Origin of the sequence: Embleya sp. NPDC056575 (assembly GCF_042793325.1) — a bacterium.
GTDB lineage: Bacteria > Actinomycetota > Actinomycetes > Streptomycetales > Streptomycetaceae > Embleya.
In genome coordinates, this window is sequence record NZ_JBHTVA010000104.1 from 12,753 (window position 1) to 30,288 (window position 17,536).

13 protein-coding genes are annotated in these 17,536 nt (G+C 72.6%); 9 read left to right on the forward strand and 4 right to left on the reverse strand.

Features of this window, described 5'->3' with window-relative positions; translation table 11 throughout:
• From ACFRCG_RS44895 to ACFRCG_RS44910, 4 genes are all read left to right on the forward strand, one after another.
• Entirely contained in the window at nucleotides 1–2,106 is a 2,106-nt protein-coding gene (locus tag ACFRCG_RS44895) for a hypothetical protein (RefSeq protein WP_380042450.1), read from the forward strand.
• 2 nt (nucleotides 2,107–2,108) lie between these two features.
• Nucleotides 2,109–4,232: a hypothetical protein gene (locus ACFRCG_RS44900; protein ID WP_380042451.1), complete on the forward strand. Its 2,124-nt coding sequence runs from the start codon at nucleotides 2,109–2,111 to the stop codon at nucleotides 4,230–4,232.
• 132 nt (nucleotides 4,233–4,364) lie between these two features.
• On the forward strand, nucleotides 4,365–4,775 hold the full coding sequence (locus tag ACFRCG_RS44905) for a YciI family protein (protein WP_380042452.1): 411 nt from the start codon (nucleotides 4,365–4,367) through the stop codon (nucleotides 4,773–4,775).
• A 13-nt stretch (nucleotides 4,776–4,788) separates the two neighbouring features.
• On the forward strand, nucleotides 4,789–5,922 hold the full coding sequence (locus ACFRCG_RS44910) for an RNA polymerase sigma factor (RefSeq protein ID WP_380042460.1): 1,134 nt from the start codon (nucleotides 4,789–4,791) through the stop codon (nucleotides 5,920–5,922).
• 510 nt (nucleotides 5,923–6,432) lie between these two features.
• On the opposite strand, the gene ACFRCG_RS44915 is transcribed toward ACFRCG_RS44910, so the two are convergent.
• On the reverse strand, nucleotides 6,433–7,518 hold the full coding sequence (locus tag ACFRCG_RS44915; RefSeq protein WP_380042453.1) for a prephenate dehydrogenase: 1,086 nt from the start codon (nucleotides 7,516–7,518) through the stop codon (nucleotides 6,433–6,435).
• A 178-nt stretch (nucleotides 7,519–7,696) separates the two neighbouring features.
• On the opposite strand from ACFRCG_RS44915, the gene cmk reads away from it, so the two are divergent.
• The 3 genes from cmk (at nucleotide 7,697) to der (ending at nucleotide 10,605) form a co-directional block, all read left to right on the forward strand.
• On the forward strand, nucleotides 7,697–8,383 hold the full coding sequence (gene cmk, locus ACFRCG_RS44920) for a (d)CMP kinase (RefSeq protein ID WP_380008453.1): 687 nt from the start codon (nucleotides 7,697–7,699) through the stop codon (nucleotides 8,381–8,383).
• The gene (locus tag ACFRCG_RS44925; protein ID WP_380042454.1) at nucleotides 8,380–9,075 is read left to right on the forward strand and encodes a lysophospholipid acyltransferase family protein; all 696 of its coding nucleotides are present in this window, start codon (nucleotides 8,380–8,382) and stop codon (nucleotides 9,073–9,075) included. The genes cmk and ACFRCG_RS44925 overlap by 4 nt, the downstream gene beginning before the upstream one ends.
• Nucleotides 9,076–9,138: 63 nt before the next feature.
• A complete protein-coding gene (der, locus tag ACFRCG_RS44930; RefSeq protein ID WP_078977813.1) occupies nucleotides 9,139–10,605 on the forward strand; it encodes a ribosome biogenesis GTPase Der in 1,467 nt (488 codons plus the stop codon).
• A 104-nt stretch (nucleotides 10,606–10,709) separates the two neighbouring features.
• On the opposite strand, the gene ACFRCG_RS44935 is transcribed toward der, so the two are convergent.
• The 3 genes from ACFRCG_RS44935 to ACFRCG_RS44945 all read right to left on the reverse strand — a co-directional run bounded on the left by ACFRCG_RS44935 (nucleotide 10,710) and on the right by ACFRCG_RS44945 (nucleotide 13,571).
• Nucleotides 10,710–11,072, reverse strand: a complete 363-nt coding sequence (locus tag ACFRCG_RS44935; protein ID WP_380042455.1) for a hypothetical protein — start codon at nucleotides 11,070–11,072, stop codon at nucleotides 10,710–10,712.
• A gap of 324 nt (nucleotides 11,073–11,396) precedes the next feature.
• The gene (gene bioA, locus ACFRCG_RS44940) at nucleotides 11,397–12,698 is read right to left on the reverse strand and encodes an adenosylmethionine--8-amino-7-oxononanoate transaminase (RefSeq protein WP_380042456.1); all 1,302 of its coding nucleotides are present in this window, start codon (nucleotides 12,696–12,698) and stop codon (nucleotides 11,397–11,399) included.
• 93 nt (nucleotides 12,699–12,791) lie between these two features.
• On the reverse strand, nucleotides 12,792–13,571 hold the full coding sequence (locus tag ACFRCG_RS44945) for a hypothetical protein (RefSeq protein WP_380042457.1): 780 nt from the start codon (nucleotides 13,569–13,571) through the stop codon (nucleotides 12,792–12,794).
• Between the two features lie 621 nt (nucleotides 13,572–14,192).
• Between ACFRCG_RS44945 and ACFRCG_RS44950 the strand changes: the two genes are divergently transcribed.
• Complete coding sequence (locus ACFRCG_RS44950) at nucleotides 14,193–15,569, forward strand: glycine betaine/L-proline ABC transporter ATP-binding protein (protein ID WP_380042458.1); 1,377 nt, start codon at nucleotides 14,193–14,195, stop codon at nucleotides 15,567–15,569.
• Complete coding sequence (locus ACFRCG_RS44955) at nucleotides 15,562–17,466, forward strand: ABC transporter permease/substrate binding protein (RefSeq protein WP_380042459.1); 1,905 nt, start codon at nucleotides 15,562–15,564, stop codon at nucleotides 17,464–17,466. The genes ACFRCG_RS44950 and ACFRCG_RS44955 overlap by 8 nt, the downstream gene beginning before the upstream one ends.
• Nucleotides 17,467–17,536: the final 70 nt, after the last annotated feature.

Genomic DNA, 17,536 nt, shown 5'->3' on the forward strand with positions numbered 1-17,536 from the left:
ATGGCTTCGGACGGGGTGGGCGCCACAGAGGATCGACTGGACGAGATCGTCTATCGCTGGAGCTACGAACACCTCCTGGGCGGTCGCGGTATGGGTCCGGTCGCCACATCGCTGGGCCTGAACGAACTCCGGGACTGGCACGGCGGCTTGGAGCAGCACGTCTCGATGGACCGCTCGCTGCCGGAGACCCCCGCCTGGAGCTTTTGCCGGGTACGCCTGGAGAACCGGCACGCGCTGGTGCTGCGCGAGGCCGCGGTCCACGTCGGCAATCGGCCCGGAACCAACGCGCACGTCCTGGTGGACCCCGAACTCGGCGTCGCGGCCCACACGATGCTGGCCACCGCCTGGCTGCACGAGGAGCGCGGCGGCGGGCTCACCGGGTCCAGGACCCCGCTCGCCGAGGTGCCCGAGAACGTACCGCTGCGCGGCACCACGATCCGCCCGGAGGCGTTCGACCCGGCCATCCACGGGCAACTGCGCGAGCGGGCCCGGGCCCGGCCGGGACTCCTGGAGGTCGTGCTCGCGGCCGTACTGCGCGACCATCGCCGCACCTTCACCCTGCATCAGAACGACGTCGGCGCGGACATGGTGCCGCTGCTGTGGGGGGTGTTCGACCTGGCGCAGCCGATCGCGCCCGGGATGTGGACCTTCTCCACCTACGAGACCAGCGACGCGGCGCTGAAGCCGCGCTTCGTCCTGGTGCCGCGCTGGCCGAACACGCCGCAGCCGGCCAACCGGCTGCGGCTCGACCCGCGTGCCGAACCACAGCCGGGGCAGGACGTGTTCCGCGACGCCGCCGGGCTGCTGGTGCAGCTGTACTGCACGCGCCCGTGGGCCGAGGTGGATGGGCTGCTGGCCCGGATCGAGACGGCGGTCGGCGCCGACGGGGCGACGTATCGGCAGGTCGCCGACCTGGTGCTGGCGCTCGAATCGGACGCGACCCGGATGACACCGGCGGTCGCCGCCGCGCCGCCGGAGAGCCGGGCACCGGAGCCGCCGAGGGCCGCGCAGACGCCGCGGGCACCGCAGGCACCGCCCGAGCCGTCCGTGCCGCCCGAGCCGCCTGTGCCGGCTGTGCCTCAGGCCGACGCCGATCGGTGGGAGAACGGCTACTCGGAGATCTGGATCAACGGGAGCGAGGACGAGGAGTCGGACTTCGCGGACGAGCCCGGTGGACATACCGAGCAGGATCGGTACGGCCGGGGTGCCGCGTCGGGGTACGCGCGGCCGGGCCAATCGCCGCCCCGGCCCGGGCAGTCGGGTTCGGCGCCGCCGGGGTCCGGGCGGTCCGGGCAGGCCGACGCGTGGCGGGTGGGCGACGCGGCGAACCGGGCCGGGCCGATGCCGGCGTACCGTCCGACGGTGGGCGACGCGCCGATGCCGCCCCGCCCGGATCGGCTCGCCCCCGCGCCGGGCGCGTCCCCCCGTCCCGAGTCCGGCTCGGGCGGCCGTCCGGTATTGCCCTCCGACGGCCCGATGGGCCGACGCGGGCGCGGCACGTGGGACCGGGGGGAGTGGGAACGCCTGGGCGCCTCCCGCAACGGCTACACCACGCTGGGGGAGGCCGACGGGCTGCTGGCCAGGAGCAACGGACACGAGACGAACGAGTTCCGCGACGTACTCACCCGGGTCGACTCCGCCTCGCTCGCGGTCGCGCTGCTGCTCGTCCGGCCGCCGCTGCTGGCCCCGGTGGTGTACCGGCTGGATCGGGTCCTGCACCCCGCCTACGGCGACGGCGGCCGGCCGGAGCGGCACACCAGGCAGACCTACGCGACGGTGCTGGGCCGGCTGCACGAGGACATCAACACCCTCGACACCTGCGGCGCGCCGAGGGAGACGCTGTGTCGGCTGGTGGAGATGCTGGCCCGGCTCACCGTGGCCGAGGTCAAGCGGCCCAGATTCGGCGCCGACGTGCTGCCCACGCTGGCCGTCGACGTCGCGGGCACGGTCTGGGCCCTTCGGACGTCTTTGCGGGTGTGGGCGGATTATCAGAACGTGCTCGTGGACGTGCTGTGTTCCTCCCGCTATCGCGAGCCGTTTCTGCTCGAGATGGGGCGACTGACCGTGGAGAGCTTCCAGACCATGCCGCACAGGACGGGACCGTAGCCATGACGGCACGCACGGCGCAGCCGGGAGGGAACCAGCCGCCGACCGGGGCCGAGGCGGACGGGTTCCGCCAGATCGTCTACCGGCGCCAGGACGACAGCCTGCTCGGCGGGCGCGGCCTGGGGCCGATCGCCTCCTCCGTGTCCCGGGACGAACTGCTGGGCTGGCACGACGAGTTGCGCGAGCATGTGGCGGTCGACGCGGAGGACCGGGGGGCGCCGGTGACCAGCGTGGCGCTGGTGCACACCGGTCGCGGCGCGGCGGTGGTCCGGCGCGAGTACGTGGTCGACGGGAACAACGCGCGCGTGTTGCTCGACCCCGGCCGCGATCTGGGCCCGCACGCCGCGCTGGTCCTCACCCAGGAGGCCGTGTGGGCGGGGGAGCCGGCCCTGGAGGACATTCCGCGCGGCTACGGACTCGCGCCGCTGGCCCCGGACTTCGTGGCCGCCGCGCTGGACGGGCACGCCGAGCGGCTGCGCGGCCGGGCACGCGAGCAGGCCTATCTGTTGGAGGTCGCGGTCGCCGCCGTGCTGCGGCATCCGGGCCGGTTCTTCTCGTTCCGGCAGGCGGACGTGGGGATCGATCCGGTGCCGATGTTGTGGGGGTTGTCCGACCTGCTCCTGTGGCTGGTGCCGGTGTCCTTCACGTTCTCCACCTTCGAGACGCTGGACCACTCGGGCAAGCCGAGGTTCGTGGTGCTGCCGCGCCGGCCGCGCGACGCGCGGCCGTGGGCGGGCCGCTACCGGTTGGTGGTGGGTGAGGAGCCCAAGGCCGGATCGGACGTGCACGCGCACGCGGCGGCGCTGCTGGTGAGCCGGTACACCGACACCGACTGGCCGGGGATCCACCGGCTCCTGGAGGGCATGCGCGACCTGCGGCCGCTGCCGCACGAGCGGGCCGAGGAGCGGTCGCGGGAGATCTGCGCCCGGTTGGGACGGCGGGGCTCGGGCGCCGGTTCGGGGTCGGGGTCCGGGTCGGGTGCGTCGGTGGGTGCGTCGACGCCGCCCGCGCCCGCGCGTGCGCCGTTGTTCGAGCCCGCGCCGGTGTCGGTGCCCGTGCCGGCGCGCGCCGCGGCGCCCACGCCGGCGCCGGTGCGGGGGCGGGCGACCGAGAAGGCGCTGGTGGCCGCGGCGGAGCGGGTACCGCGCGGCGCGGCGGCGCGGGTCGAACGGGAGCCCCGGGTGGTGACGGTGTCCACGGCCGAGGAGGAGCCGGCGTTCCCCTACCCGGCGGAGCCGTCGGCCCCCCGGGCCGCGCCGACCGTGTCGCCGCCGCGATCGTCGCCGCCGTACTCGGCTCCGGCCGCCACGAGCGCGGAACCCGCGGACGTGACCTGGTACGCCGACGACGGCGCGGTGTTCGAGGAGATCGAGGACGCCTTCACCGGGCCGTGGCCGGGCTTCGAGGAGGAGCGCGGCGAACTGCCGATACCCGCGCTGCCGCACACCGACGACGACCTCGACGCGCACCCGGACGCCGAGCCGGGCGCGGTCGGCGGACCCGAGAGCCCGCCGACCCCGGGCGCGCCGCCGACCAGCGCCGGGAACGCGCCGTGGAGCGTGTGGGCCGAATTCGGTATTCCGGACACCGAGGTGAACAAGATACGGCGCGCGGTCAAGCGCCTTCCGGACAAGCCGACGCTGCGCGAACGGGCGCTCGGCGGCGGTGCGGCCAAGACCGAGGTCGCCACGATCGACAACATCGTCACCCTCGCGGTCGCGCTGCGGTTGGCCGACCTGCGGGTGTTGCCGGTGATCGCGGACCGGCTGACCACGCGCCTGGAGCAGCGCCGTCGCCAGCTCGCCCCCGAGGCGTGGAATCCGGACGACATGCGGGCGATGCGGGAAACGGTGCTGGACGCCGAACAGTTCGGGGACCGCCTGGAGGCGGCCGGCGCGGGCGACAAACGCACCCGCAAGCTGCTCGAACAACTCCTCGTGGTGGTGCTGGCCCCCAAGGCCGACACCAAGGGGGTGCTGCGCCAGATCGCGATCTGCGTACTCTCCGACCGACGGGACCGCTCCCCGAACCCGCTGATCGAGGAAATCCTCCTCAACAGCCAATGGGGCGAAGACTTCCGCACCGAACTCGGCCGCCGTTGGTCGGAACAGAACCCACCCCGCTGAAGCCTCGCGGCGACGGGTCGGGGCGCCGGGTTCGGAAAAAGATTCGGTCGGTGGTGTCGAGATCGTGTGGTCGGCTTCGTCCCCGGGGTGAGCGCGACCACAATGGGCGCACCGTCACCGAGGAGAACGATCATGGCCAAGTACCTGCTGCTCAAGCACTACCGCGGCGCTCCGGCCTCGGTCAACGACGTACCGATGGACCGTTGGACGCCGGAGGAGATCTCGGCGCATGTGGGATACATGAACGACTTCGCGGACCGGCTGAAGGAGACCGGCGAGTTCGTCGACAGTCAGGCGCTGACCCCGCAGGGGGCCTGGGTCCGGTACGACGGCGAGGGGCGTCCGCCGGTCACCGACGGCCCGTTCGCCGAGACCAAGGACCTGATCGCCGGCTGGATGATCATCGACGTGGACACCTACGAGCGCGCCGTCGAGCTGGCCGGGGAACTGTCGGCCGCCCCCGGCGCGGGCGGCAGGCCGATCCACGAATGGCTGGAGGTACGCCCGTTCATGAGCGCCTCGCAGCACACCATCGCGGAGTGATGTGACCACCGGTATGAACGAGGCACTGCTTCGCGGCCTCACGCCGAGCGTGCTCGGGATCCTCGTCCGCCGCGGAGCCGACTTCGCGGCGGCCGAGGACGCCGTACAGGACGCGCTGGTCGAGGCGATCCGCGTCTGGCCCACCGACCCGCCGCGGGACCCGAAGGGCTGGCTGGTCACCGCGGCCTGGCGCAAGTTCCTCGACGCGACCCGCGCGGACGCGGCCCGGCGCCGGCGTGAGGACCTCGTCGACGAGGAGCCGGCTCCCGGGCCCACGCCCGCGGCGGACGACACGCTCCGGCTCTACTTCCTGTGCGCCCACCCGTCGCTGACCCCGTCCTCGGCCGTCGCGCTCACGCTGCGCGCCGTCGGCGGGCTGACCACGCGCCAGATCGCCCGGGCCTACCTGGTGCCCGAGGCGACCATGGCGCAGCGCATCAGCCGGGCCAAGCGCACGGTCTCCGGCGTGCGGTTCGACCGGCCCGGCGACGTGGCCACCGTGCTGCGGGTGTTGTACCTGGTCTTCAACGAGGGGTACTCCGGCGACGTGGACCTGGCCGCCGAGGCCATCCGGCTCACCCGGCAGCTCGCCGCCGCGATCGACCACCCGGAGGTCGCGGGCCTGCTCGCGCTGATGCTGCTCCACCATGCGCGGCGCGCCGCCCGGACCGCGCCGGACGGCGGCCTGGTGCCGCTCGCCGAGCAGGACCGGGGCCGGTGGGACACCCGGATGATCGCCGAGGGCGTGATGATCCTGCAGGCGGCGCTGGCCCGCGACCGGCTGGGCGAGTTCCAGGCCCAGGCCGCGATCGCGGCGCTGCACGCCGACGCGCCGACCGCCGAGGAGACCGACTGGGTGCAGATCGTCGAGTGGTACGACGAGCTGGTGCGCCTGACCGACAACCCCGTCGTCCGGCTCAACCGCGCGGTGGCCGTGGGCGAGGCCGACGGACCGCGCGCCGGATTGGCCGTACTCGCGACGCTGGACGACTCGCTGCCGCGCCACACGGCGGTGGCGGCGTACCTCCACGAACGCGACGGCGACCGGACGACGGCGGCCCGCCTGTACGCCGAGGCGGCCCACCAGGCGGGCAACTTGGCCGAACGCGACCACCTGACCCGCCAAGCCGCCCGGCTGCGCCGCTGACCGCGGAGCGGGAGCGGCGCAGCCGGCCCCGCGCGCCGGACGGGCCTGTGCCCGGTGCCGGGCGGGTGGCGTGTCGGCCGGCCTGCGGCCCGCCGGTCCTCAAGCGCCGGACGGGCTGGCTGTCGGCTTGCCTGTGCCCGGTGCTGGGCGGGTGGCGTGTCGGCCGGCCTGCGGCCCGCTGGTCCTCAAGCGCCGGACGGGCTGGGGTGTCGGTTTGCCTGTGCCCGGTGCTGGGCGGGTGGCGTGTCGGCCGGCCTGCGGCCCGCCGGTCCTCATGCGCCGGACGGGCTGGGTTTGTGGTCCGGGCGTTCTCGGTCTCCGGCCCGGCCGGGCTTGGTTTGGTTCGGGCTTTGGCCGGATGTTCTGAAGTGCCGGGTGGGCTGGGGTTTCGGTTTGCCTGTGCCCGGTGCCGGGTGCGTGGCGTGTTGGCCGGCCTGCGGCCCGCCGGTCCTCCTGCGCCGGGCGGGCCGGGTTGTGGTGTTTTCATGCGCCGGGGGTGCCTTGTGGGGGTCAGCGTTGTACGGTCCAGCCGCTGTTGCGTAGGGCCAGCGTGAGGGTGTCGGCGCGTTGGGGGGCTACCTGGAGTTCGACCAGGCCGGCCGGGCGGCCCTGGGCGTGGTCGATGCGGATGTCCTCGATGTTGACCTCGGCGCGGCCGACGTCGGCGAACAGGCGGGCCAGTTCCCCCGGGCGGTCGGGGACGACCACCGGGATCGCCTCGTACACGGCGGCCGGTTCGCCGTGCTTGCCCGGGATCCGCGCGTGGCCGGCGTTGCCGCGCCGCAGCAGCGCCTCGATGCCGCGCGTGCCCACCTCGCGCTTGGCCGCGTCGTCGGCCGCCAGCGACCGCAATGCGCCCACCACGGCGTCCAGATCCCCGGCGAGGCCCGCCAGCACATCGGCCACCGCCTCGGCGTTGGCGCCCAGGATGTCGATCCACAGCCGCGGGTCGGAGCCCGCGATCCGGGTCACGTCCCGCACCCCCTGCCCCGCGAGCCGGGTGTCGGTGTCCTGCGCGTGTTCCAGCCGCGCGGCCATCAGCGCGGACACCAGATGCGGCGCGTGCGACACCAACGCCACCGCGTGGTCGTGGTCGCGCGGCTTCATCACCACCGGCACGGCGCGACACAGCGACACCATCTCCAGCGCCCGGTTGAGCGTCTCGGTGTCGGTCTCCCGCGAGGGCGTGAGCACCCACGGCCGGCCCTCGAACAGGTCGCCGCGCGCCGCCAGCGGCCCCGAGCGCTCCCGCCCGGCGAGCGGATGCCCGCCGATGTAGCGCCCGAGGTCGCAGCCCAGCGCGGCGATCTCGGCCAGCGGCTGCTCCTTCACGCTCGCCACGTCGGTGTAGCTCAGCGCCAGCCGCGACTCCTGTACCTGCCGCAGGGTTTCCGCGATCCGCCCCGGCGGCACCGCGAGCACCGCCAGGTCCACCGGCTCGGCCGGCACCGCGTCCAGCCCCGCGCCCATCGCCGCCGCCGTCTGCACCGCGGTCCTGTCGTGATCGCGCAGATACACCGTGACCCCGCGCGAGGTCAGCGCGAGCGCGACGGATGTGCCGATCAGTCCGGTGCCGACCACGGCGGCGGTACGCACGACGGGAACTCCAAGGGGCGGGTGACGGAATAATGGGGGAACCGATCAAGGCTATCCGTGACGGTACCCTCGGGCGGTGTCCTATCGCCCCGCGGCCTCCGCAGCGCCGCCCGGTTCGGCAATACCCGTGACGGCCCCCGGGCCGGCAAGCAGCCAGACAAGTGAAAGGTCGGCGACCGTGGAAGCCCGTACGCCGCTCGCGACCGCCGTGGTCGCCATCGACGGCCCGTCCGGTTCCGGAAAGTCCAGCGTCTCGCGTGCGGTCGCCGCCCGCCTGGGCCTGCGCTACCTGGACACGGGCGCGATGTACCGGGCGATGACGTGGTGGATGCTCACCAACGGCGTCGACATCCACGACCCGGCCGCGGTGGCCGCGGCCGCCGACAAGCCGCAGATCGTCTCCGGGACCGCGCCGGACGGGCCCACCATCACCGTCGACGGCCGGGACGCGGCCGGCCCGATCCGTACCGACGAGGTGACCAAGGCGGTCAGCGCGGTCAGCGCCGTGCCCGAGGTGCGCACCCGCCTGGTCGACCTGCAGCGGGCGGTGATCGGCGCGGGCGGCATCGTGGTCGAGGGCCGCGACATCGCGAGCGTGGTGGCCCCCGACGCGCCGGTCAAGGTGTACCTGACCGCCTCCGAGGCGGCCCGCGCCGCGCGCCGCAACGCCGAGTTGACCGGTACGCAGGCCACCAGCGTCGAGGACACCCGGGCCGACCTGGCCCGCCGGGACGCGCTGGACTCGGGCCGCGCGGTCGCCCCCGCGGGGATGGCCGAGGGCGCGATCCTGGTCGACACCACCGAGCTGAACCGCGAACAGGTGGTCGACCACCTGCTCGCCCTGGTCGCGGAACACGTGCGGTGACCGCGACCCTCGGCACCACCACCAAGCCCGCGCCCGCCAGGCCCGCACCCCCCAGGCCCCCGCTCGCCGGCGCCGCGCACTTCATCGGCGAGCCGCTGCTGCGCAGCTTCTGGAAGGTGCGCGCGCTGGGCACCTGGCACGTACCGACGAGCGGCCCGGTGATCCTGGCGGGCAACCACGCCAACTTCGTCGACGGGCCGATGCTCTTCGCGTTCGCCCCGCGACCCACGCAGGTGCTGGTCAAGCGCGAGATGTTCGCCGGCGCGCTCGGCCCGATACTGCGCGGGATCGGCCACATCCCGGTCCAGCGCGGCGTCGCGGACCGCCGGATGATCACCGATTCGCTCGACGTGCTGGCCGCCGGCGGCGCGCTCGGGGTCTTCCCCGAGGGCACGCGGGGACAGGCCGACTTCTCGGCAGTGCACAATGGACTTGCATATCTGGCATTGCGCTCCGGGGCACCCATCGTCCCGGTGGCCTGCCTCGGCACCGGTGCGCGGGGATCCTCGATCGGTGCATTGCCGGGTCTGCGCTCCCGGATCGACGTGGTCTACGGCAAGCCCTTCCGGGCCGTCGAGAACGCCGACCGCCGGGCCACCCGCAAGGCCGTCCAGGCCGCGTCCGACCGCATCGTCGAACGGCTCACCGCGCACCTGCGCGAGGCCGAGCGGATGACCGGCCGCGCCGGCTGACCCAGGCTCACGCGAGCCCACCCGAGTCTCACCCGAACCGCTACCCGAACGAGGAACACCCCCATGGAGCAGCACGCCGACGCCACGACCGAGGGCGCCTTCGACCCGGAGGCGTGGGAGGCGGGCTACGACCCCGACGAGTGGGTCGACGTCGAAGGGGACGCCCCCGCCCGCGGCGGGCACGACGGGGAGGCGTCCGGGCCGCTGCCGGTGCTGGCCGTCGTCGGGCGACCCAACGTGGGCAAGTCCACGCTGGTCAACCGGATCATCGGGCGCCGCGAGGCGGTCGTGGAGGACACCCCCGGGGTGACCCGCGACCGGGTCTACTACGAGGCCACCTGGAACGGCCGCCGCTTCACCGTCGTGGACACCGGCGGCTGGGAGCGCGACGTGGTCGGCATCGACCTGTCGGTGGCGGTCCAGGCCGAATACGCGATCGAGTCGGCGGACGCGGTGATGTTCGTGGTCGACGCGATCGTCGGCCCCACCGACAGCGACGAGGCCGTGGTCCGGGTGCTGCGCAAGGCCGGCAAGCCGGTCGTGCTGGCCGCCAACAAGGTCGACAACATGGCCCAGGAGGCGGACGCCGCCGCGCTGTGGTCGCTCGGCCTGGGCCAGCCCTGGCCGGTCTCGGCCGTGCACGGGCGCGGCAGCGGCGACCTGCTCGACGCGGCGCTGGCGATCCTGCCGGAGGCCCCCGCGCAGCGCTTCGGCGTCACCGAGGGCGGCCCGCGCCGGGTCGCCCTGCTCGGCCGCCCGAACGTCGGCAAGTCGAGCATGCTGAACAAGGTCGCCGGCGAGAACCGGGTGGTCGTGGACAAGATCGCGGGCACCACCCGCGACCCGGTCGACGAGCTGATCCAGCTCGGCGGCAAGACCTGGAAGTTCATCGACACGGCGGGCATCCGCCGCCGGGTGCACCTGACCCAGGGCGCCGACTTCTACGCGTCGCTGCGCACCACGGCCGCGCTGGAGAAGGCCGAGGTCGGGGTGATCCTGATCGACGCCAGCGAGCGACTGACCGAGCAGGACACCCGGATCATCTCGCTCGCGGTCGAGGCGGGACGCGCGATCGTGATCGCGTACAACAAGTGGGACCTCATGGACGAGGAGCGCCGCTACTACCTCGAACGCGAGATCGAGCAGGACCTGGTCCAGGTCACCTGGGCGCCCCGGGTCAACGTCTCGGCGCTGACCGGGCGGCACATGGAGAAGCTGGTCCCGGCCATCGAGACGGCGCTGGCCAGCTGGGAGAAGCGCATCCCCACCGGGCAACTGAACGCGTTCCTGGGCACGCTGGTGGCCTCGCACCCGCACCCGATCCGCGGCGGCAAGCAGCCTCGCATCCTGTTCGGCACCCAGGCGGGCACCAAGCCGCCCCGGTTCGTGCTGTTCACCAGCGGCTTCCTGGAGGCCGGCTACCGTCGCTTCATCGAGCGCCGGCTGCGTGAGGAGTTCGGCTTCCCGGGCACGCCGATCGAGATCCGGATGAAGGTCAGGGAGAAGCGCGGTCGCAAGACCGGTCGCTGACCGCGGCCGACCGTACGAACGACGACGAAGGGCCCGGACGCCGTGTGCGTCCGGGCCCTTCGTCGTCCGCGTCGTCTCGGGATCCTCGCGCGCGCACCCTCGGGCTACAGCGGCAGGTGGCCGTGCGGGCCCGGGACGCGCGACGGTTGGGCGGGGACCAGCGACGCGCCCCGGTGCCGGCCGTACGTGGTGTAGCCGCCCTGGGTGGGCAGCGAGAAGTTCGGGAACGGGGGGTCCTGCGCGTAGGAGTGGCTGATCGCGGCGGGCGCCCCGTACGAGGGCCGGCTCGCGGCGTAGTCCTCGTTCGTACGCTCGTGCGGGACCGCGCGGAACATCCGCCGCCACTCGGTCTCCAGCGCGTTGTAGATCGGCGTCAGGACGTCGTGACCGGGCTGCGCGGCGACCCCTACGGAGAGGGCGGGGTGGCCCAGGGCCCGACTGCTGATGGAGTCATCGAAAGTGAACACATCGGGTCCAACGACCGAAAGCCACGGCGGTTGCGGCCCCGACCCCCGAGCGTCACCGAAAACACACACAGTGCCACCGCGCGCCGAGGAGGCGGAGTCCACGACGCGGACCGTGGATTCCGGCAAGACCCCCATCGTGACAAGGACGGCCAATGGCCGAAGGACAAGCCGATCCCGGCGAACGACCAACACCGAGTCGGCCCCGGCGCGTTCCGGCTCGGCTCTGCCCCGTCCGGCCGTTATGCGCCGGGCGGGGTTCTTTCAGGCCGCTCCCGCCCGGCCCTCGTTCGGCGCGTCGATCGTGCGGGCGGCCCGGGGTGGGGGCTACGTGTGGGTGCGGACTACCTCGACCATGGCTGTGGTGATCGTGGTCAGGTCGTTCGGGGTTGTGATGTAGGGGGGCATCGTGTAGACGAGGCGGCCGAAGGGGCGGATCCAGACGCCGTGTTCGACGAAGGCGGGTTGGATCGTTGCCATGTCCACCGGGGTGGCGAGTTCGATGACGCCGATCGCGCCGAGGACTCGGACGTCGACCACGCCGGGCAGGGTGCGGGCCGGGGCCAGGCCCGTGCGGAGGCCGTCGCTCAGGGCGCTGACGCGGTCGCGCCAGGGTTCGGCGAGGAGCAGGTCGATACTGGCCGCGGCGATCGCGGCGGCCAGTGGGTTGCCCATGAAGGTCGGGCCGTGCATGAACGCGCCGCCCTCGCCGCGCGAGATGGTTCGGGCCACCTCGTCGGTGCAGAGCGTCGCGGCCATGGTCAGGTAGCCGCCGGTCAGGGCCTTGCCCAGGCACATGATGTCGGGCGCGATGCCCGCGTGGTCGCACGCGAACAGCTCGCCGGTTCGGCCGAATCCGGTGGCGATCTCGTCCGCGATCAGCAACACCTCGTGCCGCGAGCACAGTTCGCGGATCCGGCGCAGGTAGGCGGGGGAGTGGAAGCGCATTCCGCCCGCGCCCTGCACGATCGGTTCGAGGACGACGGCCGCCACCGTCGAGCCGTGTCGGTCCAGCAACTCCTCGATCCCGGCGGTGTCCTCGGCGCGCGGCGGGGTGTCGAAGCCCGCCGGCGGGATCGGCGCGAACAGGTGCGTGGGCAGGACCCCGGAGAAGAGGTGGTGCATGCCGCCGACCGGGTCGCACACCGACATCGCGCCGAACGTGTCGCCGTGATAGCCGCCGCGCACGGTCAACAGCCGGGTGCGCTCGGGCCGGCCGCGCCCGCGCTGGTACTGGAGCGCCATCTTCAACGCCACCTCGACCGCGACCGAGCCGGAGTCGGCGAAGAACACCTTGGTCAGCGGCTCGGGGGTGATCTCCACCAGGCGCCGGGCCAGCCGCACGGCCGGCGGATGGGTCAGCCCGCCGAACATCACGTGCGCCATCGTGTCCACCTGCGCGTGCGCGGCGGCGTTCAGGACCGGGTGGTTGTAGCCGTGGATCGCGGCCCACCAGGACGACATCCCGTCGACCAGCTCACGCCCGTCGGCGAGCCGGAGCCGGACCCCGTCGGCGCCGACCACGGGGAACAGCGGCGCTTCGCCCTCGGTGCTCGCGTACGGGTGCCAGATGTGCCGCCGGTCCTGGGAAACCAGCTCGTCGCCGTAGGCCGCGTCGTAGTGCTCCATGGCTCGGCACGCTATCGGAGCGTCGGGAGACGACCGGGTACAGGTCGCCTCCCGACATGGGTCACGCGCGGTCGAGGCCGGCACGCGGCCCGGTCAGATGCCGCTGACCGGGACCGATCCGGCCGCGAGCAGGTTGCGCCGACCCGCCTCGCTCAGCGCGGCGGCCAACTCGTCGTTGCCGGTGTGGATGCCGATGGTGCCGACCGGGGCGGCGAACAGCAGCACGACGCTGTGCGTCTTCGCCGCGTTCAACCACGCCTCGGGCACCTCGGCCGGGGTCTGCGCCTGCCACCACGCCTCGGTACGCCCGCCCGCGCCCGGGAACAGCACCGCGGTCAGGTAGCCGTCGGTCATCTGTACCGACCAGCCGCCGAGCAGCGGCGGCAGCGTCTCCTCGGGGGAGGCGATCGGCGCGAACCCGCGCTCGCCGAGCAGCGACAGGAACTCGTCCTGCGCGCCGGGCGTGCCCGGACGGGCCACGGCCGCCCCGGGCTCGACCACGAGCGCCGCGTAGGTCACGCCCGCGCACACCACCATGCTCCCGGTGATCGAGATCGGCACCGGACCACCCGGCACCACGGTCTGCACCGCGAGCCCGGGGTTGGCCTGCGCCGCGAGCAGCGGTTCGACTGCGGCCTCGGAGACCGGGATCACCTGGGAGGGGATGCAGCGGGTGTGTGCGAACGCGAGCACCGCGGTCTCCTCGGCCAGGTACAACAGCGCGCTGGTCTGCACGGAGGTGGTGTCGCCCTCACCGCGGCACGAGGCGCACGCGTAGGTCTGGGGGCCGGTCTCCCCTGCCACCAGGCGGGCGGCCTCGTCGTCGCCGATCTCGGCGCGGACCTCGGGGCTGACGTCGAGCAAGCGTGACACGGAAGGCTCCATCGGTAGGGGGGTGTGCGACAGTGAGGGATCGCCGCCTGCGTTCTCGCGCCGGGACGTTACCGCCTGGTGACGTTGTGTCACCTGGAGAACGCGGGAACGTCACCCCTATGGGGCATGCGCGCCCCGCCCGCGCCACGGCCATTCGGGCGACGGCGCCGGAGTGCGCGCCCGTGTGCGGCGATCGACGCGCGTAATGCGTCGTCGAGTGGCCACTCGATGACCGAGGGTTATGGATATGGCCATGTCATCACGCCGGGATCACATGATGATCACCGGGGGATCACAACGAAAGAGGTAGCTCGAATGCGGTAATCAATGGATGAATTCGGACATATGGCGTCGCGTTAATGAGACGTGAATCTCCATATGTTTCCCGTCGGAATCACTCGGGCAAGTCACGCCCGGTAACAAATGCGGGATACAACTTTTCCGAGGGGACTCGGGAAAGGCGTTCGACCCCGGACGTGCGCCGCTGCCGTGACGTTTCTGCGCCGGCCGTACTCCCGCATCCAACGACCCGCGGCGCCGGCGCCCTCATCACGGCGGTGCTCCGGCCCGGAACCGGTATCAACGGTTCCGTTCCTCCGCGGCCCGAACAACGAGGTATCCGTGTCCAGACTCCGGGCCGAAGGCCTGTACAAGATTTTCGGCCGTCGAGCCGACGACGCGCTCGACCGGCTGCGTGCCGGCGCAAGCCGGGACGACGTACGAGGGGGCAGCACCGTCCCCGCCGTCATCGATGTCTCCTTCGAGGTCGCCGAAGGCGAGATCTTCGTCGTGATGGGCCTGTCCGGCTCCGGCAAATCGACCCTGCTGAGGATGCTCAACGGTCTCCTGGACGCCACCGCCGGCGCCGTCTACATCGACGACCGGGACCTGACCACGTTGCCCGCCAGGGAGTTGCGCGACGTGCGCGCCCGGCGCATCAGCATGGTCTTCCAGCACTTCGCGCTGTTCCCGCACCGCACGGTGCTGGAGAACGCCGGCTACGGCCTGTCGGTCCAGGGGGTGCCGGCCGCCGAGCGCGACCGGCGGGCCCGTGAGGCGCTTGCCCTGGTCGGCCTGGCCGGCTGGGAGGAGTCCGCGCCGAGCGAGTTGTCCGGCGGCATGCAGCAGCGGGTCGGCCTGGCCCGCGCGCTCGCCACCGACGCCGACATCCTGCTGATGGACGAGTCGTTCAGCGCGCTCGACCCGCTGATCCGCCGCGAGATGCAGGATCAACTCCTGGAACTCCAGGAGAAGTTGCACAAGACCATCGTGTTCATCACGCACGACCTCAACGAGGCGATGCGGCTCGGTGATCGCATCGCGGTGATGCGCGACGGCCGGGTGGTGCAGATCGGCACCGCCGAGGACATCCTGACCGACCCCGCCAACGACTACGTGGCGTCCTTCGTCGCGGACGTGGACCGTACCCGGGTGTTGACCGCGGGCTCCATCATGGAGGACTCGCGCGCCACGGTGACCAGCGGCGAAGGGCCCCGTGTCGCGATGCGCACGATGCGCGAGGCGCAGACCACGGCGGCCTTCGTGGTGGACACGCGCGAGAACGGCCGCCGGCTGCTCGGCGCGGTCACCGACGCGGCCGTCACGGAGGCGGCGCGGACCGGTGAGCGCACCGTCCGGCCGGACCCGGGTCTCGACGTGGTCACGGTGACACCGCAGACGCCGGTGGCCGAGTTGTTCGCGCCGTGCGCGGAGAGCAGGCTGCCGCTCGCGGTGGTGGACGAGGGCATGCGACTGGTGGGCGTGGTCCCCCGGGTCAGCCTGCTGGCCGCGCTCGGCAACGCCGCCGGGGGGTCGGGTGAGGCCGACGGCGGCACGCTCGGGGTCACCGACACCGGGAGCGTGAAGATGCTGGTGCCCGCGGGTCCGGGGGAGAAGTTGGTGCCGGTCGACGCGGTCGAGGTGCGGATACCGGCGCCGGCGGCGGAGTCGGTCGTGGAGCGGCTCGGGGCCGAGGGCGAGGTGCGCGACGATGCCTAGGATCCATCTGGGCGACTGGGCCGAGAGCCTGGTCGACTTCATGCGCGACCACTTCTCCTGGTTGTTCGACTTCATCAGGAGCGTGGTCGGCGGCGCGGTCACCCACCTGGCCGACTGGCTGACGGATTCGCCGCTGCCGGTCGTGGTGGTGCTGTTCGCACTGATCGGCTGGGCCGTGCGCGGGCCGGTGTTCGCGCTGGTCGCGGCGGCGGGGTTCCTGCTGATCGACGGCCTGGACATGTGGAAGCCGGCCATGTCCACACTGGCCCTGGTGCTGGTCTCGGCGGCGATCGCACTGCTGGTCGCCATTCCGCTGGGCATTTTGACCGCCCGCAGTCGGGCGGTCGGCGCGGTGTTGCGGCCGGTGCTCGACTTCATGCAGACGATGCCGGCGTTCGTGTACCTGATCCCGGCGATCACGTTCTTCGGCATCGGGGAGGTGCCGGGCGTCGTGGCCACGGTGGTCTTCGCGTTGCCGCCCGGGGTGCGGATGACCGAATTGGGCATCCGCAGCGTCGACGCCGAAATGGTCGAGGCGGCCGAGGCGTTCGGCACGAGCGAGTGGCGGATCCTCAAGGACGTGCAGTTCCCGCTCGCGTTGCCGACCATCATGGCCGGGGTCAACCAGGTCATCATGTTGTCGCTGTCGATGGTGGTCACCGCCGGCATCGTCGGCGCGGGCGGCCTGGGCAGCGAGGTGTTCGGCGCGTTGTCGAACAACAACGTGGGCCTGGGCGTCGAGGCCGGCGTCGCGGTGGTCGTGCTCGCGATCTACCTGGACCGTACGGTCGGTGCGGCCGGACAGCGGGCCGAGGCGCGGGCCAAGCGCGCCAAGGCCGTGCGCGGCGCCGAGGGCTTCACGCCGAAGTGGCTGCTCGACTGGCGTCCGCGCCCCGTCGTGGCGGTCGGCGGCGTGGTGACCGTCGCGCTGGTCGCGGGGCTGCTCGGCGGTTTCGGCCTCGGTGCCTCCGACGGTGGTCGCAAGAAGATCACGGTCGGCTGGATCCCGTGGGAGGAGGACGTCGTGGTCACCAACATGTACAAGCAGCTGTTGGAGAAGCGCGGCTACGACGTCACGATGAAGCAGCTCGACGTGGGCCCGCTGTTCCAGGGCCTGGCGCGCGGCGACATCGACCTGTTCCTGGACGCGTGGTTGCCCACGCTGCACAAGAAGTACCTGGACGAGTACGGGTCCAAGCTCGAGGAGATCGGGCGCTGGTACAACAACGTGGACGTGCAGCTCGCGATCCCGAAGAACCTGCCGTACGCGTCGGTCGAGGATCTCAAGGGCCACGAGAAGGAGTTCGGCGGCCGGATCGTCGGGATCGAGCCGGGCGCGAACATCATGGACCTGACCGAGAAGAAGCTGATCCCGGAGTACGGGCTCGACTTCGACCTGGTCAAGAGCAGTACGCCCGCGATGATCGCGGAGCTGGACCGGCAGATGGCGGCCGGCAAGCCGATCGTGGTGACGATGTGGCGTCCGCACTGGGCGTACACGAAGTACGACATCAAGCCGCTGGCCGACCCGAAGCAGTCGTACGGCGCGCCGGGGTGGATCAGCTCGATCGGCCGCAAGGGCTTCGCGAAGGACTTCCCCGACGTCAACACGTGGGTGAAGAACCTGAAGCTGGACGACTCGGTGCTCGGGCCGCTGGAGAAGAAGGTCTTCGTCGACTACGCGGGCAAGCCGAACGCGGCGGCCGAGGGCGTGAAGGCGTACCTGAAGGAAAACCCGGACGTGGAGAAGAAGTTCCTCAGCGAACTGCCGCCCGCGGGCGGCACATCCGGGGCGGGCGGCACCGAGCAGCCCAAGCACGACGGCGGCAAGGACGGGCAGACCACCCAGCCGCAGTCACTGCCGGCGGCAACGCGGGAGCGGGCGGAGGCGTCCTGAGGGCCGGTCGCCCACGTGGGTGACGCGGTCGGCTGACGGCAACGTGAAGGAGGGCGTCGCGCGAGGTTCG